The organism is Pandoraea commovens, assembly GCF_024704525.1.
GTDB classification, from domain to species: domain Bacteria; phylum Pseudomonadota; class Gammaproteobacteria; order Burkholderiales; family Burkholderiaceae; genus Pandoraea; species Pandoraea commovens.
Map to the genome: position 1 here is coordinate 2,725,603 of NZ_CP102780.1, position 22,767 is coordinate 2,748,369.

The 22,767-nt window shown below is 63.0% G+C and carries 17 protein-coding genes; 13 read left to right on the forward strand and 4 right to left on the reverse strand.

Annotated features, from left to right (window positions below):
- Window positions 1-42: 42 nt before the first annotated feature.
- A complete protein-coding gene (locus NTU39_RS12630; RefSeq protein ID WP_150662474.1) occupies window positions 43-1,431 on the forward strand; it encodes a sodium-dependent transporter in 1,389 nt (462 codons plus the stop codon).
- 83 nt (window positions 1,432-1,514) lie between these two features.
- Here NTU39_RS12630 and gor read toward each other — a convergent pair whose 3' ends face one another.
- Window positions 1,515-2,876, reverse strand: a complete 1,362-nt coding sequence (gor, locus tag NTU39_RS12635) for a glutathione-disulfide reductase (protein WP_150662475.1) — start codon at window positions 2,874-2,876, stop codon at window positions 1,515-1,517.
- A gap of 533 nt (window positions 2,877-3,409) precedes the next feature.
- Here gor and NTU39_RS12640 point away from each other — a divergent pair.
- The 11 genes from NTU39_RS12640 (at window position 3,410) to NTU39_RS12690 (ending at window position 17,191) form a co-directional block, all read left to right on the forward strand.
- A complete protein-coding gene (locus NTU39_RS12640; RefSeq protein WP_150662476.1) occupies window positions 3,410-3,934 on the forward strand; it encodes a hypothetical protein in 525 nt (174 codons plus the stop codon).
- A 400-nt stretch (window positions 3,935-4,334) separates the two neighbouring features.
- Window positions 4,335-5,825, forward strand: coding sequence for a DASS family sodium-coupled anion symporter (locus NTU39_RS12645; protein ID WP_150662477.1), 1,491 nt, complete (start codon window positions 4,335-4,337; stop codon window positions 5,823-5,825).
- A 36-nt stretch (window positions 5,826-5,861) separates the two neighbouring features.
- Window positions 5,862-6,914 carry an Ldh family oxidoreductase gene (locus NTU39_RS12650; protein WP_150662478.1) on the forward strand — a complete coding sequence of 351 codons (1,053 nt, stop codon included), beginning with the start codon at window positions 5,862-5,864 and terminating at the stop codon, window positions 6,912-6,914.
- Between the two features lie 128 nt (window positions 6,915-7,042).
- Window positions 7,043-7,477, forward strand: a complete 435-nt coding sequence (locus NTU39_RS12655) for a F0F1 ATP synthase subunit epsilon (protein WP_150662479.1) — start codon at window positions 7,043-7,045, stop codon at window positions 7,475-7,477.
- A 397-nt stretch (window positions 7,478-7,874) separates the two neighbouring features.
- Window positions 7,875-8,675 carry an enoyl-CoA hydratase/isomerase family protein gene (locus NTU39_RS12660; protein WP_039398566.1) on the forward strand — a complete coding sequence of 267 codons (801 nt, stop codon included), beginning with the start codon at window positions 7,875-7,877 and terminating at the stop codon, window positions 8,673-8,675.
- A gap of 155 nt (window positions 8,676-8,830) precedes the next feature.
- Window positions 8,831-9,913, forward strand: coding sequence for an ABC transporter substrate-binding protein (locus NTU39_RS12665; RefSeq protein WP_150662480.1), 1,083 nt, complete (start codon window positions 8,831-8,833; stop codon window positions 9,911-9,913).
- 46 nt (window positions 9,914-9,959) lie between these two features.
- Window positions 9,960-11,048 carry an ABC transporter ATP-binding protein gene (locus NTU39_RS12670; protein ID WP_150662481.1) on the forward strand — a complete coding sequence of 363 codons (1,089 nt, stop codon included), beginning with the start codon at window positions 9,960-9,962 and terminating at the stop codon, window positions 11,046-11,048.
- A 41-nt stretch (window positions 11,049-11,089) separates the two neighbouring features.
- On the forward strand, window positions 11,090-12,841 hold the full coding sequence (locus NTU39_RS12675; protein WP_150662482.1) for an ABC transporter permease subunit: 1,752 nt from the start codon (window positions 11,090-11,092) through the stop codon (window positions 12,839-12,841).
- A 98-nt stretch (window positions 12,842-12,939) separates the two neighbouring features.
- Complete coding sequence (locus NTU39_RS12680) at window positions 12,940-14,547, forward strand: AMP-binding protein (protein ID WP_257959938.1); 1,608 nt, start codon at window positions 12,940-12,942, stop codon at window positions 14,545-14,547.
- A gap of 237 nt (window positions 14,548-14,784) precedes the next feature.
- On the forward strand, window positions 14,785-15,516 hold the full coding sequence (locus NTU39_RS12685) for an IclR family transcriptional regulator (protein WP_150662483.1): 732 nt from the start codon (window positions 14,785-14,787) through the stop codon (window positions 15,514-15,516).
- 409 nt (window positions 15,517-15,925) lie between these two features.
- On the forward strand, window positions 15,926-17,191 hold the full coding sequence (locus tag NTU39_RS12690; RefSeq protein WP_257959939.1) for a GGDEF domain-containing protein: 1,266 nt from the start codon (window positions 15,926-15,928) through the stop codon (window positions 17,189-17,191).
- An 82-nt stretch (window positions 17,192-17,273) separates the two neighbouring features.
- Here the strand turns inward: NTU39_RS12690 and NTU39_RS12695 are convergent, their stop codons facing one another.
- Window positions 17,274-19,979: an autotransporter family protein gene (locus NTU39_RS12695; RefSeq protein ID WP_150662485.1), complete on the reverse strand. Its 2,706-nt coding sequence runs from the start codon at window positions 19,977-19,979 to the stop codon at window positions 17,274-17,276.
- 168 nt (window positions 19,980-20,147) lie between these two features.
- Here NTU39_RS12695 and NTU39_RS12700 point away from each other — a divergent pair, with 168 nt between their 5' ends.
- A complete protein-coding gene (locus NTU39_RS12700; protein ID WP_150662486.1) occupies window positions 20,148-20,537 on the forward strand; it encodes a hypothetical protein in 390 nt (129 codons plus the stop codon).
- A 45-nt stretch (window positions 20,538-20,582) separates the two neighbouring features.
- Here the strand turns inward: NTU39_RS12700 and NTU39_RS12705 are convergent, their stop codons facing one another.
- Together NTU39_RS12705 and NTU39_RS12710 are read right to left on the reverse strand one after the other, a co-directional pair.
- The gene (locus tag NTU39_RS12705; RefSeq protein ID WP_233326692.1) at window positions 20,583-22,058 is read right to left on the reverse strand and encodes an MDR family MFS transporter; all 1,476 of its coding nucleotides are present in this window, start codon (window positions 22,056-22,058) and stop codon (window positions 20,583-20,585) included.
- 181 nt (window positions 22,059-22,239) lie between these two features.
- Window positions 22,240-22,737 (reverse strand): MarR family winged helix-turn-helix transcriptional regulator, encoded by a 498-nt coding sequence (locus NTU39_RS12710; protein ID WP_257959940.1) that lies wholly within the window; start codon window positions 22,735-22,737, stop codon window positions 22,240-22,242.
- Window positions 22,738-22,767: the final 30 nt, after the last annotated feature.

A 22,767-nucleotide genomic window follows, 5' to 3' on the forward strand; every position in this document is an offset into this window, starting at 1 on the left:
GCGTGGAACGAGTGGCTGCACGTCCGTTTCCGGAGGAGACACGTGTCCCATTTACCTATCTCACCTGCTGCCCCGGCGGCATCGCCCGCTGCAACCGATGCTTCGGGTGAAGCGAGCCGTGCCACCTGGGGATCGCGGCTGGGTTTTGTGCTCGCCGCCGCTGGCTCTGCCGTCGGCCTCGGCGCGGTCTGGAAATTTCCGTACGTCGTCGGGCAGCACGGCGGCGGTGCGTTCCTCGCCGTCTATCTGGTCTGTGTGCTGACGCTCGGTGTCGCCCTGTTGCTGGCAGAGATGACGGTTGGCCGCTTGACGGGGCAGTCCATCACGACCGCATTGCGCACGCTCGGCGGACGTGCCTGGGCCTGGGTCGGCCGCATCGCCACGTTCAATGCGTTCGCGATTCTCTCGTTCTACGTCGTGGTCGGAGGCTGGACCGTGACGTACCTGATGCGCGCGTTCACCGGCTCGGTCCTCGCGAACGATACGCATCGGCTGGTCGCCGAGTTCTCGGCGTTCACCGCAAATCCGGTAGCGTCACTCGCGAGCATGGGGGTGTTTCTCGGGCTGACGGCGTTGATCGTCGCGGCCGGTGTACAGAAAGGCATCGAGCGGGCAGGCAAGTGGCTCATGCCCGCGCTGTTCCTGCTGATGTTGATGGTCATTGCCCGGGCGCTCACGCTGCCCGGCGCGATGGCGGGTGTGGCCTGGTTCCTTACGCCCGACTTTTCGATGATCTCCGGCGACACGTTGCTCGAAGCACTGGGGCTGGCGTTCTTCTCGCTGTCGCTGGGGGCGGGGATGATTGTGGTCTACGGCTCGTATCTGCCGCGCGACGCACGGCTCGCCGGTTCGGCCGTCTGGGTGGCGACGCTTGCGACGCTGGCGTGCTGCCTTGCCGGTCTGATGATCCTCCCCGCCGTTTTTGCGTTCGGTGTGCCGCCCGACGCCGGTCCCGGCCTCACATTCATCACCATGCCGGCCATCTTCGCGCAGATGCCGTTTGGTCACGCGATTGCTATCGCATTCTTCCTGCTGTTGCTGTTCGCCGCGCTGACTTCGGCCGTCTCGCTGTTCGAGCCGGTCACGGCCTTTCTGATCGACGAATATCAATGGCGGCGAGGTCAGGCGGTCCTCGCCGTGTTCGTCGCGACATTCCTGTTCGGTGCACCGGCGGCACTGTCGTTCGGCGTCTGGTCGGATGTGCGTTTGTTTGACCGGACGATCTTCGATCTGATGGACTATGTCACGGTCAATCTGCTGATGCCGGTGGGCGGGCTTTGCATCGCGATCTTCGTCGGTGCGTGCATCTGGCCCAAGGCGCGTACTGTGCTGGAAGGTTCGCGCGCGCAGTGGTTTGTACCGGTCTGGCGCGCACTGCTGTTGGTGCTCACGCCGATCGCCATCTTCGGTGTCTGGTATCAGACGTTCTAAGGTGCTAAGGCTTCGATTGGGATAAGTGAACGCGGGCACTGACCACGACAGTGGCGTCAGCACCCGCGTCGGATGGCGCCGCTTTACGCCACCGGCGTACGCATCGTCACCCACTCTTCTGCGGCCGTCGGGTGCACCGCCAGCGTGCGATCGAAGTCGGCCTTCGTTGCGCCCATCGACAGCGCGACGCCCAGCAACTGCACCTGTTCTCCTGCGTGATCCCCGACCATATGCGCGCCGACAATCTTGTCGGTCGCACCATCGACGAGCAACTTCATCAGCATCTTTTCCTGACGGCCCGACAGCGTCGCCTTGAGCGGACGGAAGGTGGCCTTGTACACCTTGAGCTGTGCGTACTGCGCGCGGGCTTCACTCTCGGTCAGTCCCACCACACCGATCTCCGGCGTACTGAACACGGCGGTCGGAATCAGTTTGTGGTCGACGCGCGTGGTGCGCTCCCCGAACACCGTATCCGCGAACGCCTGACCTTCGCGAATTGCCATCGGCGTGAGGTTGACGCGATCGGTGACGTCGCCAACGGCGAAGATCGACGGCACATTCGTGCGCGAAAACTCGTCGACGATCACCGCCCCCTTGTCGTTGAGGGCCACGCCACTGGCCGCCAGCCCGAGTCCTTGCGTGTACGGCACGCGCCCCGCAGCGCTCAGCAGCACATCCGCTTCGTGCGCGCTGCCGTCCGACAGCGTAATGCGCAAGCCGTCCTGAGTCTTCTCTGCACGCTCGATTGTGCGCTCAAGCAGGATCTCGATGCCTCGCTCGCGATATGCGGCTTCGAGCGACGTCCGGACTTCCTCGTCGAAGCCACGCAGCAAATGCGGCCCGCGATGCACGACGGTCACCTTCGAGCCCAGCCCGGCGAAAACGCCTGCGAATTCCAGTGCAATGTAACCGCCACCGATGATCGTAATCCGCTCGGGGAGCGATTCGAGATGAAACACTTCGTTTGACGAAATGGCGTGCTCGCGTCCGACGAAGTGTGGCTGATCTGCCGGACGGCCGCCTGTCGCGATCAGGATGTTGCGCGCGGTGATGCGCTCACCAGTGGCGGGCAGCACGACCGTATGCGGGCCTTCGACCACGGCGCGCGCGGCGATGAGTTCAGCCCCCGCACGTTCGAGGTTGGTCGTGTAGATGCCTTCGAGCCGCGCAATCTCGGTGTCCTTGCGGGCGATCAGCGTTTTCCAGTCGAACTTGGGGGAGGGGACTTCCCAGCCGAAACCCGCGGCATCTTCGAATTCGTCGGCAAACCGGCTGGCGTAGACCAACAGCTTCTTCGGCACACAACCGCGAATGACGCACGTGCCACCCACGCGAAACTCTTCCGCGACTTTCACGCGCGCGCCGTATTGCGCGGCGACACGTGCGGCCCGCACGCCGCCCGAACCGGCACCGATCACGAACAGATCCACATCGAACTGCGACATTGCTGACTCCTTTATGTCATTGGGCACACCGGACAGTCGGTCGATGGCCCCGTGCTGCTTGCGTTGAGCGATTGTGCCAGAGACATGCTCCCTACATCGGGAGGCGCCGACATTTTCGGAGGCGTCCGAGTCCAGGGTCAGTCAACGCCTCATTGATCACCGTTAAAACGTCGCAATGCCTCGCCATAACGCACATCGTCCGTCAATTCGGGTTTTCGCACGGTCGTGCGCTTTCGTTGATCCACGTCAATGCGTCAGACGAAACGCGGGACGACAATCGAAGCGTCGAAAGTCGATTAATGCTTCACCGGCGAGCGCAGACACCCGCCGACACGGGGGTGAAAACGTATCGTCGATGATCAATCGCGGCTGCCGGATGTTTCTGAAGTGAAACAAATCTCGGGAATTCTTCGGACGTCTGCGAATGGTGAAATAAGAAGTGCATAAGAATCATATAGTTGTCTCTCATGGTCCGAAATTTGCTCTGACTCTCTCAAGACAGGCGGGGATCACCGCCGATACAAGAGGACGTCATGACGAAGTCGCTTACCCGCCTGATGGGCGCCATCTCGGCGCTGGCGTTGTTGTGTTGCTTCTGGATGGTGGCATCGGCACATGCCGCCAATCCGCCGCATACCGTGAACTCCACCGGTGCGCAGGCGGCGACGAAGACCGCAACGGCGCAAGCCAAGTCTGGCGCCCGGCCGACACGGGCCGCACGTTCGAAGCGTGCGGCCCGGGCGTCGGCCCGGGGGCCGTCCCATACGCCGCCGGGTTCGCCGCCAGCTGCACTCGTGGGGGCGGCGCCCGCGCCGTGGCACGACGTGTTCGCGGACGCGGGAGCATGGGCGGCAGACCCGGTCATCGTCAGCGGTCGCACGTTAAGCGGAACGCTCGGCAATGCCGGGCTGACGTCGGGCGCGGACGGTATGGTGACCGGACCGCGCGCCGGACTCACAGGGCTGTATCAGACGCTCTGGCATCGCGCGTTGACCAATCCCGTCCTCAATACCCAACTGTTCGCTGGTGCACCGGAATACTTCGGACTGCATTTTTAGCCGCGCGCACCTCACGGCGAACCGTATCGTCCGTACCGCCTGCGTCGATTGCGTCGTCGTTTCATTTGCGATGCATTTCCGTCGACCGGGGCTTCCGGACCTCTGAGGGTCTGGTACACCCCGAATGCCTCGCCTGCCGCATTCACCGCCGCGTTGATCGCTGTCCTGTGCGTCTGAAAGCACGCGGGACTGCCGGACTTAGCCCATTCCCCGCCACGCTTGCCTATGCCGCGCCCGTCTTGCCCCACGTTACGTTGGGGCCTGCGGACAACGGTGCACGCCTACGCCCCGCGCTTGCCTCGCCAAGTTCAATGCAGGTAGGATTGACCCGCAGTTCAAGCGTGGCATTTCCTCAAGACATGCCGACTGCCGGCATGCCATTCCGCTCTGGAGCCCCCTTATGAGCACGCCTGACATTTCTGTGCAAAGCCCTCCCCAGAAGAAAGCAATACCCATCGGGCTGATTGCCGGTGTGATCGTGATGATTGCCGTGCTCTTTATCCCGATGCCCGACGATCTGCCGGTCGCAGGCCATCGCATGCTGGCCATTCTCGCCTTTGCCGTGGTGGTGTGGATTACCGAGGCCGTCTCGTACGAGGCCAGCGCCATCATCATCACTTCGCTGATGGCGTTTCTCGTGGGCACCGCGCCCACGGTGCAGGACCCGAGTGTCGAGTACGGCACGTCGCGCGCTATCAGTATGGCGCTTGCCGGGTTCTCCAACTCGGCCCTCGCGCTGGTGGCCGGTGCGCTCTTCATCGCTGCGGCGATGACCCTCACCGGGCTCGACCGCCGCATCGCCCTCGTGACCCTCTCCAAGATCGGGACCAGCACGCGCCGCGTGATGATCGGCGCCGTTGCTGTGACCATCCTGCTCTCGCTTGTCGTGCCCAGCGCCACCGCCCGCAGTGCCTGTGTGGTGCCAATCATGATGGGGGTGATTGCCGCGTTCGGTGTCGATAAGCGCTCGAACATTGCCGCAGGCATCATGATCATCGTGGCGCAAGCGACCAGTATCTGGAACGTCGGTATTCAGACGGCGGCTGCACAGAACCTCCTGACCGTGGGCTTCATGGACAAGATGCTCGGCGACCGCATTACGTGGGCTGAGTGGCTTGTCGCTGGCGCACCGTGGGCGATCATCATGTCGGTGGTGCTCGTGGTGCTCGTACTCAAGCTGATGCCGCCCGAGGCCGACGCCATTGCCGGTGGCAAAGAAGCCGTGGAAGCGCAACTGCGCGAAATGGGGCCGATGACGAGTTCGCAAAAGCGTTTGCTCGCCGTGTCGATCGGACTGCTGCTGTTCTGGGCGACGGAGGGCAAGCTGCACCGCTTCGATACGACCTCGGTCACCTACGTCGGTCTGGTCGTGCTGATGCTGCCGCGCTTTGGCGTGATGACCTGGAAGGACGTGCAGTCGCGTATTCCCTGGGGCACCGTGATCGTGTTCGGGGTCGGTATCAGTCTTGGTACCGCATTGCTCACGACGCAGGCAGGGCAGTGGCTGGGCAATCACGTGGTCGCCGCAACGGGCCTCGATTCGCTGCCGACGTTGTCGATTTTCGCGATACTGGCCGCATTCCTCATTCTCATTCACCTGGGTTTCGCGAGCGCCACGGCGCTGACCTCGGCCATGCTGCCGATTCTGATTGCCGTGCTGCAAACCTTGCCGGGTGACTTCAACCGGCTGGGCATGACCATGTTGCTCGGCTTCACGGTCAGCTTCGGTTTCATCCTGCCGATTAACGCACCGCAGAACATGGTGTGTCTGGGCACCGACACGTTCACCGCCAAACAATTCGCCAAGGTGGGGATCATCGTCACGGTCGTGGGTTACGCCTTGCTGCTGGTGTTCGCCGCGACGTACTGGCGCTGGCTGGGCTGGTTGTAATGCGCGCCTGCTGCGTTCGATGAACAAGGAGTGACTATGCGAATCCCTCTGAAAGACGCCGTCGACTTCGGCAAACAACTGCTGCTCGCGCAGGGCGTGCCCGACGACATCGCGCTCGACGTCGCCGAGCATCTCGTGGAATCGGACCGCGTGGGTTATGCGAGTCACGGCCTGTCGATTCTGCCGACCTATCGCAAAGTGCTTGAGGACGGACAGGTCAATCCGAGCGGACGTCCGAGCGTGCTCACCGATCACGGCAATCTGTTGTTGTTCGAGGGCAATCGCGGCTTTGGTCAGCACGTCGGCAAGTTCGTGGTGGAGCATGCGATTGCACGCGCCTTCGACAAGGGCGTGGCGATTCTGACGCTGCGCAACAGCCACCATCTGGGCCGCATGGGCCAGTATGGCGAGATGGCGGCGCATCAAGGGCTGGTGTTCATGGCGTTCACGAATGTGACGAACCGTCAGCCGATGGTTGCACCGTTTGGCGGCAGCGAGCCGCGCCTGACGACCAATCCGTTGTGCTTTGCGGGGCCGTTGCCGAACAACCGCCCGCCGCTGGTGGTGGACATGGCGACGAGCGCCATCGCCATCAACAAGGCACGTGTGCTCGCGGCCGAAGGCAAACAGGCGCCGCCGGGCTCGTTGATCGACGGTTACGGTAATCCGTCGACCGATCCGAACGCGCTCTTCACCGAGCCGTTCGGTGCGTTGCTGCCGTTCGGTGGTCACAAAGGCTACGCGCTGGGCATCGTGACGGAGTTGCTGGCGGGCGTGCTCTCGGGAGGCGGCACGATACAGCCGGAACACCCGCGTGCGGGTGTGGCGACGAACAACATGTTCGCCATCGTCCTCAATCCGCAGGTCGACTTCGCCGCGACGTGGCGCTCGCACGAGGTGGAGGCGTTCATCGACTATCTGACGTCATGCCCGCCGCAGCCTGGCTTCGACCGCGTGCAGTATCCCGGCGAATATGAGGCCGACAACCGCAAGAAGCACCATGATCACATCGACCTCACGACACCGATTTGGGAGTCGCTACTGAAGATGTCGACGGATCTCGGTGTCGCGACGCCACGAACGTTGTGATGTTCATGGCGGACTCGGCGCGCGCAAAGGTATATGCGTCCGAGTTCACCAGACCTTAAGAAGGACACGGCCCGACGACCGTATCGCCGCAAACGAGCGCCGTCGTGCCGCAGGGAGAAGTGAAATACATGGCATTACTCAAGGTAGACGTGGTCAGTACCGAGCGCGCGATTTTCTCGGGCGAGGCGCGCTTCGTGGAAATTCCCGGCTCGGCAGGTGAGTTGGGGGTGTTGCCGGGGCACACGCCGCTGCTCTCGGGCGTGCGTCCGGGAACGGTGCGCGTCGAAGGCGTCGACGGTACCGAGACATTCCTGTACATCGCTGGCGGCTTCGTCGAGATCCAGCCCGACCGGGTGACGGTGCTCGCCGACACGGCCATGCGTGCCGACAGTCTCGATCAGGCGCGCGCCGAGCGTGCCCGCGAAGCGGCGGCCGCATTGCTGGAGCAACAGACCGGCGACATCGATTACGCCAAGGCGCAGGCCGAACTGGCCGAAGCCGTGGCGCAACTGCAAGCCATTCGCCGTCTCCGCAAACAAAAGTCGCGGGTGCAAGGCGATTAACCGTAGTTAGGGTCGCCCGTGGGCGACCTTCACCCCGGCTGACCTCCAGCCGCTCAAAGCCGGTCGGCCCTTGCCGGGCCGATCACTGCGTTTTTCTCCCCGATCCCTCAATGGACATCGCCTGAGCGCCCTCGTCAGATGGCGCTGCGCAGGCGTGCGCCACTTCCCGTCGACGCTCGACGATTCCGTATCGAGTTCCGCCGTCGATCCCCAAGGTGCAACCGCCTGAGGTAAACCCTGTAACGATTCCGCTTGCGCCATTTTTTTGGAATAACTATATTGCTTTCAGATAACAGTTATTGCACTGAGATAACTGTTTAGCGAGAAATGCGTTGATCGCATTGTCGCCATCTCAATGCACGCGTGATGTCCACGCGTCGGTGCCCTTGGAGTTCAAATGAGCGAGACAGCAAAGCAAACGGAGCAGGAAGTTCTCTTCACGCAGGTTGGCAAGGTGGCGGTAATCACCTTGAATCGTCCGCAGGCGCTCAACGCCTGGACCATCGCCATGCGCGAACTGATCATCGACGCGCTCCAGCGTTTCAATGCCGACGACAACGTGGCGGCCGTAATCATGACGGGTGCCGGTCGCGCGTTCTCCGCCGGACAGGATCTGGCCGAAGCCAAGCATTTCGACGGCGACACGGCTATCGAGTGGATCAAGGGCTGGGAGCATTACTACGACGTGATCCGTAGTCTGAAGAAGCCGCTGGTCATGGCGTTGAACGGCACGGCCGCAGGTTCGGCCTTCCAGGTGTCGCTGCTGGGCGACATTCGCGTCGGCCATCCGGGCGTGCGCATGGGACAACCGGAGATCAACGCCGGTATCGCGAGCACGACCGGTCCGTGGATCATGAATCACATGCTGGGGCTGTCGCGCACGATCGAGTTGACGCTCACCGGCCGTCTGATGGACGCGGACGAGAGCCATCGTCTTGGCCTGATCCATCACCTCGTGCCGGAAGACAAGGTGTTCGACAAAGCGCTGGAAATCGCGACGGAACTCGCCGAGAAGCCGCCGGTGGCGATGCGTCTGGATAAGCAGCGCTTTCGCGAGATGACCGAAGGCACCTTCCAGGACGCTATCGAAGCAGGCATGCGCATTCAGCGCGAGTCGTACGAGTCGGGTGAACCGGCGCGCATGATGGCCGCGTTCTTTGCCAAGCGCGCCGCGAAGGCGGAAACGGCAAAAGCCTGACGCTGCCACACCCGGCCGATCCGTAAGAGATCGCCATCGACCGAAGCGTTACCCCCCGTCGCTGCCTGCGCTCACCCAGTCACAACGGCGCGACGGGCGGCAACCCACACAGGGCAGGCGTGTTGCGTCTGTCCATCGCACAAGCGGAGTTCCTTATGTCTCACTCGCACGACCCGCAAAATCCGTCCCGCCGCCGTTTGCTTCAAATGGCCGGTGTCACCGCTTTGGCTGGCTCGGTGCCGATGCTCGCGTCGCACTCGGCGTTCGCTCAGGCCAAGCAATTGATCGTCTCCGATCCGGGCGGCCCGTACACCGTCGCTTATCGCCGGGCGTTCTACGACCCGTTCGAGAAGGCGACAGGCATCAAGGTCGTGAGCGTGGCGCGCGATTCACAGCCGGTGGCGCAGTTCGCGGCGATGGTGCAGACGAAGAACTTCGTGTGGGACGTCACTACGCTCACGCTGTCGGCGGACATTCCGTATCTCGAATCGAAGGGCTTTCTCGAGCCGGTCGGCATGAAGGCTGCCGACTTCCCCGGCATCATGCCCGAGGCCGTGACGGCCGACTGGTTGGGTGTCGACGTCTACTCGACCGTGCTGGCGTATCGCACCGACAAGTTCCAGAAGGAAGCGCCGCAGACGTGGGCCGACTTCTGGGACGTGAAGCGTTTCCCGGGCCGCCGTTCGCTGCGCCGCAGCCCGCTCGACACGCTGGAACAGGCGCTCATGGCCGACGGCGTGCCCATCGACAAGCTGTATCCGCTCGATCTCGACCGCGCCTTCAAGTCGCTCGACAAGATCAAGCCGCACATCAACCTCTGGTGGACGTCGGGGGCGCAGGCGATGCAGGCGATCCAGAGCGGCGACGTCGACATGATGTCGACGTGGAACGGGCGCGCGCAGGCGGCCATCGACAACAAGGCGCCGGTGAAGATCGTCTGGAATCAGGGGTTGTATTCCATCGAAGGGTGGGGGATTCCGAAGGGCACGCCGCGCGCCGAGTTCGCGAAGCAGTTCGTGCGCTTCTGCGGCGATCCGGCCCGACAGGCGCTCATCACGCAAGACCTCGCCTATGGTCCGACCAACCTCAAGGCATTCGACGGCATTCCCAAGGAGCGCGCGCCGCTGCTGCCGACCGCACCCGCCAACCTCAAGGGCATGCGTTTGCCGAGCCCACAGTGGTGGGCCGAGAACCGTACGAAGGCCACTGAGCGTTTCAACGCGTGGCTGTTGTCGTAAGCGTCGATGCAAGTGTTGTGAATACCGGAGCAGGATGAGCACGAATATGAGTACCAAACTGGAAACCATCGGTCTTGCCAAGACGTACCGCGAGACGCCCGCGCTTCTGCCGACGGATCTGCGCGTCGCGGCAGGGGAATTTCTCACGTTGCTCGGGCCGTCTGGCTCGGGCAAGACCACGCTGCTGCAAATGATCTCGGGGCTGGTCGAGCCCAGTGCGGGCCAGTTGCTCATCGACGGGCGCGACGCCACGCACGACGCACCGGGCAAACGTGGCATCGGGATGGTGTTCCAGAGCTATGCGCTCTTTCCGCACATGACTGTCTGGGAGAACGTGGCGTATGGCTTGCGCATGCGCAAGCTGCCGCGCGCCGAGCTGGGACCGGCCGTCGACTCGGCGCTCGCCATGGTGAAGATGCAGGCGTTTGCGCAACGTCTGCCTTCGGAGTTGTCGGGCGGTCAGCAGCAACGTATCGCGCTGGCGCGCTGCTTCGCGTTTCGTCCGTCGATCATTCTGCTCGACGAACCGCTTGGCGCGCTCGACAAGAAGTTGCGCGAGCACATGCAACTGGAAATCCGGCGTCTGCATCAGGAGCTGGGCGCAACGTTCATCTATGTGACGCACGATCAGGATGAGGCACTGACGCTGTCCGACCGTATCTGTCTGATGAATCAGGCGCGCATCGAACAGATCGGTACGCCGGCGCAGTTGTACGACCGTCCGGCTACGCGCTTTGCCGCCGACTTCCTCGGGCATTCGAATCTGCTCGATGGCGTGGTGGAGCGACTGGCGGACGGGCGCGTCGCACTGCGCGTGGGTGAGCGTCTGGTGCCCATCGGTCCGAGCCCCGATCTGCCTGCGGCCGGTGCGGCGAGCCTGCTCGTGCGCCCCGAGGCGGCACGGCTGACGACGCCGGAAGACGGTGCGCTTGCCGGGACGATTCGCGAAGTCGTGTTTCTCGGCGCCGACACGCGCGCCATCGTATCGCTGGGGCAGGGCGGTGAACCCGGCTCTGCCGCCGATGCCGAGCGCGCGCATTTCACCGTGCGCTGTCCGCGTGAGCTGACGCCACGCGTGGGCGATCGCGTCGGGCTCGCGTGGGATCACGGCCGCGCCACGTTGCTCACGCGCTGAGTCTTCTTTCGCCCGAGTCATCCGCTTCAGGAGTATTTGCCATGTGGCTTGTTCAACGCCTGCCCCAGGCGGGGTCCCGTATTGCCTGGCCGAAACACGTGGCCCGGTGGTTGCCCGCGCTGCCCGCGTTGCTGTTCCTCGCTGTGTTCTTCATCGTGCCGGTCGTCGAGATATTGCAAGGCGGCCTTTACGATGCCGACGGCGTGCTGTCCGTCGCGCAATTCGCGCGCATGACGCACTCGGCCGTCTATATCAAGGTGCTCGGCTCGACCTTCTGGATTGCTTTCCTGACGGCCGCGTTGTCGGTGCTGCTGGGCTATCCGGTCGCGTATTTGCTGGCCCGCCTGTCGGCGCGCTCGCGTGAGCGCTGGCTGTTGTGGATCGTGCTGCCGTTCTGGACGAGCTATCTCGTCAAGACGTACGCCTGGATGTTGCTGCTCTCGAAGACGGGCCTGCTCACGACGCTCGCCACGCACCTCGGTCTGCTCGACAGCGCGGGCACGCTCGCGCCGTCGATGACGGGCGTGCTGATCGGCATGGTGCACGCGATGCTGCCGCTCGCCGTCATGACGATGCTGCCGATCATGCGCGGCATCAATATGCAGCTCGTGCAGGCGGCGCAAACGCTCGGCGCGGATCGCTCGACGGGCTTCTTCACCGTGTTTCTGCCGTTGTCCGGACCGGGTGCGGCGGCCGCCGGGTTGCTTGTCTTCATCACCAGTCTTGGCTTCTTTATCGTGCCCGCACTGCTTGGCTCGCCGCGTGAGTCGATGGTGGCACAACTGGTCATTTCGTCGGTGCTGGAGTTGTTCGACCTGCGGTTTGCGGGCGCACTGTCGACGGTCCTGCTGCTGTGCTCCATCGTCGTGTTCTTCGTGTACGACCGGGTGGTCGGCCTGTCGTCGCTGGCCGGAGAAGCGCCGGAACGACGCGCAGGGGCAGGCGGGCGCATGCTGCCTGTGCTGATGACCGTCGGACGTCTCGCGGGCAAGCTGTCGTTCTCGCAAGGCGGCGAGCGGGCGGGTGGCGGTCTGGGCCTGAAGGCCTATACGTGGGCGGTCGTGCTCGCGCTGGTGCTGCCCATTGCGTTCGTCGTGCCGCTGGCGTTCACGAAGCAATCGTTCGTGTCGTTCCCGCCGGAGCTGTTCACCATCAAGTGGTTCGTGGCATTTCTTGAGTCGAGCGTCTGGCAGGCGGCGTTGTGGCGCTCGCTGGGCGTGGGCTTCGCGACGGCCGCGCTCGCGCTCGTGCTGGGCTTCGGCGCGAGTCTGGCGCTCGTCCGGTTGCCGTCGCGCTGGCGCAAGCCGCTGTTCGCCGTGTTCATCGCGCCGCTGATCGTGCCGCGCATCGTCGTCGCCGTCGGCCTGCTGTATCTGTTTGCGCGGTGGGAACTGGCGGGCACCAATGCGGGGCTTGTCATCGGCCACACCGTGCTGGCAATTCCGTACGTGGTCGTCACCTTGTCGGCGAGCTTCAAGCGCTTCGACTGGCGACTCGACGACGCGGCCAAGATGCTCGGCGCGTCGGCCTTCACCCGCGTGCGCACCGTGCTGCTGCCGTTGCTCGCTGCAAGCCTCGGCTCGGCGTTCCTGTTCGCTTTCATCGTGTCGTTCGACGACCTGACGATTGCCATCTTCGTCTCCGGCGGGATCAACACCACGCTGCCCAAGCAGATGTGGGACGACATCCAACTGGCTGTCACGCCGACATTGGCCGCTGTCGCCACGTCGCTGGTCTTCCTGATGGTGTTCGTCGTCTGGTTGTCTTCCATCTTCAAACGCAAGAGCTACTGATACCCGCGGATTCTCGTATGTCCATGTCTAACGTTGCCCGAGTTGCGCCGGTGAGTGCGCAGACGTCTTCGGCGTCGGAATCGTCACACGCATCACCCATGTCGTCGCATCCTTATCTTCAGTACTTCCCGCAGCGGGCCGAGGGCGATTCGCTCGATGTCGTGCCGCTGCTCATGGCGGGGCTTCATCGGCGCGAGGGGGCTGAGGGGGCTGAGAGGGCTTCAGCGAAGCCGGTCGTCGTGTTCGAGGGTGAGGCCATCGACCGTGCGCAGATGGCCGCGCGGGTCGGTGCGATGCAGGCGTGGTTTGCCGCGCAGGGACTCGTGCCGGGCGATCGCGTGGCGGTCATGCTGGGCAACAGTGCCGCGCAAGTCGCCCTGATCTATGCGCTCATGCTCTCGGGCCTCGTGTGGGTGCCGGTCAATACGCGCCTGAAAGGCGACGGCATCGAGTATCTGCTGGGGCACGCCAAACCGAAGTTACTCATCGCAGAACCGTCGTTCGCCGACGTACTCGACGCTGGCGTCGCGCTGGCCGCCGGGCAGCCGGGACATCACGGCACACAGGTGGTGCGCTACTGGCTGTCGGACGTCATGGCGCAGGCCGCCGCGCATGCGGGGAAGGCACCGGTTGCGGCAGCCGTCACCCCGGCATCGGTGCTTTGCATCATCTACACGTCGGGGACGACTGGGGCGCCCAAGGGGGTCTTGTTCACGCATCGCATGATGCGTATTGCCAGCGAGGCAGCGTTGCGCGTGGCCGATGCAGGCGAGGGCGACCGCTTGTTCCTGTGGGAGCCGTTGTGCCACATTGGCGGCGCGCAAATGTTGTTGATCCCGTTTCTCGTGGATGTCGAGATGCACGTGGTCGAGCGCTTCTCGGCGAGCCGCTTCTGGCAGCAATGCGAGCAGTCGCAGGCTACGCATCTTCACTACCTTGGTGGCATTCTGGACATCCTCATGCAGTTGCCGCGCGACGCGCAACCGGCGACGAATTCCCTGCGTGTGGCATGGGGCGCGGGTGTCTCGGCCAGTGCCTGGCAGGCAACGCGCGAGCGTCTGGGTTGTGTGCTGCGCGAGTGTTACGGCATGACCGAGTGCTCAAGCTTCGCTACGCTCAACGACGCAGATCAACCCGGCTCCATCGGCCATGCGTTGCCGTGGTTGACGCTGGAATTGCTCGATGACGCGGGCCAGCCGGTGGCCGATGGGGAGCCTGGGGAGATTGTCCTGTCGAGCGATGTCGACGGTGTGTTCTTGCCGGGGTATCTCGATAATCCCGACGCCACGGCGAAAGCGTTGCGCGATGGCAAGCTCTACACGGGCGACAGCGCGCGCCGCAGTGCCGACGGCAGTCTGGTTTTCATCGGGCGTCGCACCGACAGCATGCGCGTGCGGGGCGAGAACGTTTCGGCATGGGAAATCGAGCGGGTATTTGCGCGGCATCCGGCGGTGGCGGCGTGTGCGGCGATTGGCGTGGCGAGCGAGATCGGCGAGCAGGACGTCATGCTGTACGTGCAGTTCCGCGAATCGGCCGTCGACTGGGTGGCGTTGTCGACCTGGGCGGCGGAGCGTCTCGCCAGCTATCAGCGGCCGCGCTACTATCGCGAGACCGCGCAGTTCGAGACGACGCCATCGGAGCGAATCCGTAAGCACTTGTTGTCGCGAGACACACAAGGCGCGTGGGAGTGGGTCGCAACGAAATGAGGCAGCACGTGCGTGAGGGTCGAACGTGGATCTAGAGTTATCGCATAAAGATAGAATGCTATTTTTATGCGATAATCCAGCCAAATCCGTCAAAACACCCATCTGACTGTGGCCACCACCAAAACCCCGCGCAGCCGCGCGAAAGACAAGACCGCCGTCACATCCGTCGCGGCAGAGACATCTTCGGCAGCCTCGTCGACGGAGTCTACGCTGTATGTCAATTCCGTCGAAAAAGCGATGAAAGTGCTCACCGCGTTCGATGGCTCGAAGCGTCATCTGTCTCTGTCCGAAATTGCGGCGGCGACCGGCCTCGACATCAGCGCCGCACAGCGTTTCACGTTCACGCTCTCGGCACTGGGTTATCTGCTCAAGGATCCGCAGAGCAAGAAGTACGAACTCTCGCCCAAGCTGCTGGACTTCACGTATCACTATCTCGTCTCGAACGAACTGGTCAGTCGCGCGGCACCCTATTTGCAGCAGTTGGCGGCGGAGACGGAGGAGGCGACCAATCTGACCGTGCGCCTCGATACGGACATCGTTTTCGTGTTGCGTATCGTCAGCCGGAGTGTGTTCAACGCCAATGTCATCGTCGGCTCGCGTCTGCCCGCGTACTGCACGGCACCGGGGCTGGCGATGCTCGCCACGCTCGACGACGCCGAGATCGACGATATTCTGGCGCGCACCAACCTCGTCCAGTTCACGCCGTCAACAGTGTCGCAGCCGCGCAAGATCAAGGAGCGGCTCGCCCGCATCCGCAAGCAGGGGTACGCCCACACCGAAGACGAGTTTTTCATGGGCGACATCTCGACGGCGGCGGCCGTCGTCAATCAGGATGGCCGGGCCATCGGCGCGATCAACATTGCTGTGCCGCGTGTGCGTTGGAATGCGGAGCGCGATGAACGCCGATTTGCCGATCTGGTGATTCAGACGGCAGGCGCATTGTCGGCGAGGCGGCGTCAGGAAATGTGAGAAAGGTAGTGTAAGGAAGGTTGAGACGTCGTTGTCTGGTGGGGCTGAGCGTCCCTTGCCGTCTCATTTTGACGTGCTAGAATCCCGCCGCATGGACATGGAGCAGTGCTGAATTCAGGGAATTCCGGCGTCGCGCGTCAAAAGACATAGCGGGCCCACGACCGAGTGGGCTTCAGGGAAGCGCGAGACACGCCAGCGACGACGGACACTCCTTAGAGAAACCGATGGCCGGACCGGGGCGGCCAGACGGTGCGCCGCATACGGCGCGCAAGCGGCTGCCGCGTTTTGCCATCTCCAAAATAACGAACCGCTGATCATTCAGTCAGGTTTTATCCCCCGTATTTCAAACTGCGCATGCGCCCGGGACGGTGATGACCGCCCGTCGGCCGTGCGTACGGGGGACGGAGCCATGGCTCTTGGTTTGTCGCTGCCGGCGTTAGACCTGCCGACGCTACAGTTTGTGACCTTCTTGTTGAGCATTGCGACAGGCATCCTGTTCATGCTCGACGCCTTACGCCGCGACGAAGCCGAATCGCCACGATGGTGGAGTCTGGCTTTCCTGCTCGCGACGTTCTCTCCCGTGCTTTATCTGTTGGCCTCCCGAAGTGCTCAGCTCGCGGTGCTCTATCCGCTGGGCAACGCCGTCGCCACGCTGGCGTTCGCCATGGTGTGGAGCGGTGCGCGGCGCTTTTACGGTCGAAGCGTCCAGTGGGTTGCGGTCTTTGGCGGCCCGGCAGTGCTGCTTTGGGGGACGTGGTTGTTCGCGCGCCCGCTCGACGCCTGGAGCGGCGGCGTGCTGTTCTTCTCATTGCTGGCGCTCTACAGCCTGATGGCGGCCAGGGAGTTCTGGCAGGCTTCGGGGCTGCGGCTGCCGAGCAGCATCGTGCTGGCGGTCGTCGCCGTGCTGCATGGATCGTTTTACACGGCGCGGGCCGTCGCGCTCGTATGGCTCGGTCCGACCGATTCGCAATTCCTGGCGTGGTTCGGACCGCAGGTCTCCACGACCGAGATGCTCGTGCTGATCGTCGTCGCCAGTTTTCTGATGGTGTCGCTGGGAAAGGAGCGCTCGGAAATTGCGCTGCACCGCGCGGCGACGCGCGATGGGTTGACGCAGGCATTCAACCGCCCTGAGTTCACTCGACTCGCACGTGAGCAGTTGCGACGTCATGGCGCTGCTCGTGCCCCCGTCGCATTGCTTCTCCTTGATCTGGATCACTTCAAACGCATCAATGACACGTACGGCCATCCGTTCGGTGACACGGTACTGCTGCTGTTCGCCCGCACGGCGTCGCAACAGCTTCGGGCAGACGATATCTTCGGACGCTACGGTGGCGAGGAGTTTGCGTTGTTCCTGCCGGGCGTGGGGGGCAACGAAGCGCAGACCATCGCAGAGCGCGTGCGTGAAGCGTTCGAGCGTTCGGCACGGATGGTGCAGGGCGAGACGGTCGCCGCAACCGTGAGTATCGGCATCGCGTGCGACGAACGCTCACGTGGTGAGCTGTCCTCGCTCGTGCAACGGGCGGATCGTGCGTTGTATCAGGCCAAGGCTGCCGGACGCAATCGCTGTGTGCGCTACACACCGGAGACGGCCATGCCCGCCGTCGATCCGCGTGTCGACCGTACAGAGGTACCCGACGTAGCGACGTCACCTTTGCACGTCGCGGCTGGCGGCTGAGAACCGGTTCGCCGTGCCGGAGCGATAAGCACTGCGTGTTACCCGTGCTGCCGAACGTGCTCGCTCGCCCCTGCGGCGGTGCTTACCAGCTCCAGCGCAAGCCCAGTGTTGCCGACACGCTCTGCTGGCGGGTATCGTCGATTTGTGTGAGGTAAGCGAGCGTGGCGTACACGCTCGCGTGCTTGTTGAAGCGTCCGGCGACGCCGATGCCGAACTGTGCCGCCGTGGTGTTCGCGCTGCTGACGATCGGTGTGGTGCCGCCGAAGATGGCGCGGCCGTCGTTGCCGAACGTATGCAGCAGGTTGAACAGAAGGTAAGGTCGCAGCAATCCGCGTGCGCCGTCGTAATTGCCTTCCAGACGTGCGCCGATGCGCGCAAGCCAGCTATTAGTGTTGGCGAACGCCACCGACGAGACGGCGTCCGTCAGATCGTTGAGCGACTGATGCTGGTAGACGATCTGCGCCTGCGGCTCCAACATGAGGCCGGGCGTCAGCCGAATCGGCCAGCCAGCTTCGAGCGACGCAGCCACCGCCTTGCCATGCGTGCTTGTGTTCATTCCGCTCACGGGCTTCGATTCATATTGGAGCGCAGAGCCGAGTACGACCGCGTCGACGTAGGCGAGGTTGGGCATCACATGGGTCCAGTACAGCCCCGCGCTGTACATATCCAGCCCCAGCGATCCGGTGTGCGTGTCCATCGACCCCAGTGCGCTGCCCTGCGTGTCGCCGTAGGCACGCGTCCATCCTGCAATGATCCCGATGTGGTCGTGATGCCCGCTGTCCGTGCTGCGCGAGAAGAGATCGTGGCCGACCTGCACGCCGCCGATGTTGCCGTCGAACTGTGGCGACACGTCGCCCTTGGCGCGGAACTGTTCGGTTTGTCCCCAGACGCGTGCCCAACCCGCCGGTAGTACACCGTTCTCCGTCAGCAAACCCTGTTGCCCCTGTCGCTCGTGAAACGTGCCCATCTGCGCAAAGCCCGCGACGCGTGCGATTTCCGGCATCGCCGAATAGACGGGGACTTCCACGCGATAGATGGGCATGGGCGTCGAACCTACGGCGGCCGTCGGTGGGCTGCCCGCTGCGCCGACAGGCGAGAGCACTGTGGTGACGGTCTGGCCGGTGACCGGGTCGACGTAGGTCACGGCGGTGGCCACCGGCACTGTCGAGCGCAGGAACCAGCTGTTTTCCGAGCCGGGGGTCGTACCCCCGCGATACAGGTAGTAGGTGTATGCCCCCTGGCTGACCGTGCCGCCGAGGGCGAACGCACTGGCGCTCGACGTCGCGCCGCCCACGGCGTTGACCATCGGAATGCCGTTACCGGTTGTGAGTCCGCCCGCACCGCCCATATTGTTGACGGCAATCGTCGTGCTGCCGCCGATGGTGCCGCCGCTAACCGTCAGCGGAGCGACTTTGGACGCGTCGTCGCCCAGCACCGTATCGATGGCGAGCTTGCCGCCGCTACCGGTGTAGTTGCCGGTAACGGTCAGCGTGCCATTTCCGCTGCCGTCGCCCGGGTGCACGGTCCCGGCGTTGGTCAGGTTGCCCGTGAGCGTCCCCGTACCTGCGAGTGTGGCCCCTGCGGCGACTTGAGACGTCGCTCCGCCGAGCGTGCTGTTCAGATTGAACACGCCGCTTTGAAACTGCGCGGTCGTGAAGTTGCCGCTTCCGGTCCACGTCCAATTGTCGCCCTGCATGTTGAGCGTGCCGAAGTTCACGAAGGCGTTGCTCGCCGTACCCGTGCCCTGCAAGTTGACGCGACTGACCGCACTGTTGCCACCATCCGCCGTGCCGATAATCTGCGAACCGGTTTGCAGCGTGAGGGTATTGGATTTCGCCGCCGCGTTCATGGCGATGGCGGTACCGACATCGCTCTCGATGAGGCCTGCGTTGGTGATCGTGATCGTGCCATTGACCGTGCGAACGCCGAAGCCTTGCCGACTGATGATCTGGCCGCCCGACTGGTTCACGATGGACGACGTGAATCCCGATGCGGTGTTCGACACGATGGCGTCGCTGTTGACGCCGCGCGCTTCGATGTAGCCGCTGTTCGTGAGGTTATTGTTGTTGCCTTGCATGAAGACGGTGAATGACCGGTTCGACGCCGTGCCGCCCGTGGTGATAAGCGTGCCACTGTTCGTCACGGTACTTTGTCCGCCTACGACGCTGATCGCGCGGCTGCCGCCGCCATTGGCGGTGATCGTGCCAGTGTTGACGAAGGTGCTGTTCAGGCCGAGGCCGGACGATTGTCCCCAGGCCGCTGTCATGCCGTAGGCGTTCGGGCCATTGACGGTAATCGTCCCGTTGTTGGTCAGCGAACCATTGTTGCCGTTGACGGCCATGCCGTCGTTTTCGTAGCCCGATGTCGAAATGATGCCGGTCGATGTGTTGACCAGCACATTGTTGTCGTGTGCACCGAGAATGGCAGCGCCGCGCCCGGGCTGAGGAGCGTTGGCCCCGGTGATGCTGACGGTGCCGCTGTTGGTGATCGTGCTCGATGTATCGACTGTGATGGTGGCGACGTCGGCGGTAGTCCGAACCGAACTGATGCTGGCCCCTTGCTGTACGTTCACGTTGACGCCTGTGCTGCCAGCTTGCGCGGCAACCACGCCGTCGGTGCCCGTGCAGGTCACGGTTGTGCCACTGGCGGGGGCGACGTTATCGCATGCGGCACGCGCCTGAGCGGTGATGCATAGCGCCAGCGCGATAATGAGGGGCTTCAGAGGCAGGGGTGGCGACTGGCACGGCGCATGCCGGACGAACTCAACTGCACGTGGCGAGATTGTCATATCGCACTCCTGAGGGTGACGAGTTTTTATTTCATCGTGCGCAATTCGAGTGAGTTCAAATTAGGTGTTCCGCTCGACAATTACAAATGTCGGCGTTGTATTTTGGTGAGTTGTAATAAGTTGTTACCGTTATCTCGATTTTCTAAAGGTTATTGAGTCGATCAGCGTATGCCATCCTCTATTCGTAATTCGCTTCTCTGGATTTTCGACGTGTTCGAACGTGACGACACCTTCATGCACAAGCGGATGTTCGGTGCGGAAGCGGCGTATCTGAACGGGCGGCAATGCGTTGCCGTGATCGACCGGGATCCACCGTGGGATGGGCTTCTGGTGTGCACGTCGCGTGAACACCATGCGTCGCTCATTGAGGAGATGCCGGCGTTGCGCCCGCATCCGGTTCTGGGGAAATGGCTTTATATCCCGCAATCGGAAATTGAATTCGAGGCGGTTGTCGAGCGCGTGACGAAATTGGTGCTTGCCGGAGATTCACGTATTGGCATTGAGCCAAAACCCAGGAAACCACGTAAATCCGTAAAGAAGCGCGCGTCGTCTCTATAAACGATTTATTGATAACTCGCGCGCTTCGGTATTGCCGATATCGCTTTAGTCGGCAGCGACGTGAACCATCTCTTCGGTTTCGCCGGGTGCCTTTTTCTTCATGCGGATGAACAGCAATAGCGGCATGACGATAATCGTCAGGAACAGCATGAGACGGAAATCGTCGAGGTAAGCAATCATCGCCGCCTGACGTGTCACCTCCGCGTTGAGCGCGGCCATCGCGGCGGCCCCGTACGTCTGCACGTAAGTCTCGACGCCTTGTGTGAATGGCGTAATGCGCTCGGAAAGTACCGCGTGGTTGACCTGCGTATTCTGCGTGAGGAGTGTCTGCACGACCGAAATGCCGATACTGCTGCCGATGTTGCGAGACAGACTGTAGATTGCGGCACCGTCCGCACGGAATTGGCCCGGAAGCGTGGCGAACGTGACGGTAGTCAGCGGCACGAACACGAAACCCAGCCCAAAGCCCTGAATCACGCCCGGCCAGACGATGTCCGACGGACTCAGCGTCAGCGAGTAGCCGGCCATCATGTGGAGCGAATAGGCGGTCAGCGCGAAGCCGAAACCCAGCAGGTAGCGGACGTCGACCTTGCCGACCAGTCGCCCGACGATCAGCATGGCGGCCATCGTGCCCGCGCCGGAAGGTGCCGTGACGAGCCCGGTCAGGATCGCGGGGTAGCCGAACAGGCTTTGCAGCATCGGCGGGAGTAGGGCCCGCGTGGCATAGAGAATGATGCCGACCACGAAAATATAGACGACGCCCGTATTGAAATTCCGGTCGCGCAGCAGTGCACGGTTGAAGAACGAATGTTCGCCCGCCGTCCATGTATGGACGATGAAGTACGCGAAGCAGATGATTGCGCCCAGCATCTCCAGCCAGATTTCCGTCGAATTCAGCCAGTCCTGCTGTTCGCCGCGGTCGAGCAGGAGCTGCAGCAGACCGATGGCAAGACCCAGTGTGACGAAGCCCAGCGCATCGAACTTGCCCGCTTTCTGTTCCGGCGGTTCCTTCAGATAAGCGGCGATGCCGAGGAAGGCAATCAGCCCGATGGGCAGGTTGATGTAGAACACCCAGCGCCAGTTATAGCTGTCGGTGAGCCAGCCGCCGAGCGATGGTCCGAGAATCGGGCCCACCATCACACCCATCCCGAAGACGGCCATCGCCGAGCCGTGCTTGCTCGGCGGGTTGATATCGAGCATGGTCGCCTGCGAGAGCGGCACCAATGCTGCGCCGCAGATACCCTGGAACAGACGCGCTGCCACAATCTCCGTGAGCGAGTGCGCCATGCCGCACAGCGCGGAGGCGATGGTGAAGCCTGCGACCGACCACAGGAAGACGCGTCGGCGTCCAAAGCGCGCGCACAGCGTGCCGGTGAGCGGCGTGGCGATGGCGGCGGCCACGATATAGGACGTCAGAACCCACGTGATCGAGTCCTGCGATGCCGCCAGACTGCCTTGCATGTGGGGCAATGCAACGTTGGCGATGGTGCTGTCGAGCGTCTGCAACACCGTTGCCAGCATGACGGACACGCTGACGAGCGCCCGGTGTTTGCCCGGATCGTCAGCCAATTTTGGGGATGCCACGGTAATTCCTCTGGTAGATCGTCGTTCTGGTCGCGCCCGACGTTGTTATGTGTCGCTAAGCGCTGGAATGGCGCTCGTCTCCTCCTGTTGCTGTGTTCTCCGATCTTTACTCCGTTCTTTACTCCGTTGACTCCGGATCTGCCTCCTCACGTCGACGCACCGGCACCGGGCATTCCGCCTCGGCGCGCGTCAGATTGGCCAGCACTTTGCCGAGCAGTCGGGACAGTTCGGCGCGCTCCGCTGGCGTGAGATCGGCCAGCGCCTCACGTTCCGTGACGTTCGCGAAGGCGACGATCGTGTCGATCTTGGCTTCGGAGGCGTCCGTCAGATAGAGCAGATGGGCGCGTTTGTCCTTCGGATCACGTTCGCGGCGCACCAGCCCCTTTTCCCGTAGACGATCCAGCAGGCGGACGAGCGCCATCGGCGTGAGTTCCATGCGCTCGGCGAGTTCGGCCTGCGTCTGCACGCCGTAGCGGTGCAACATCACCAGGACGCGGCATTGGGCGCGTGTCAGATCGAAATTACCCCGCGCGCGGCGGTCGAACAGGCGCGAGTAGACCCGTGCCGTGTCGTGCACCAGCGTGCCGAACCGGGAAGACCAGTCGATTTTTGGCATGTCTTGGAATGTCGTGGTCGATCACCGGAC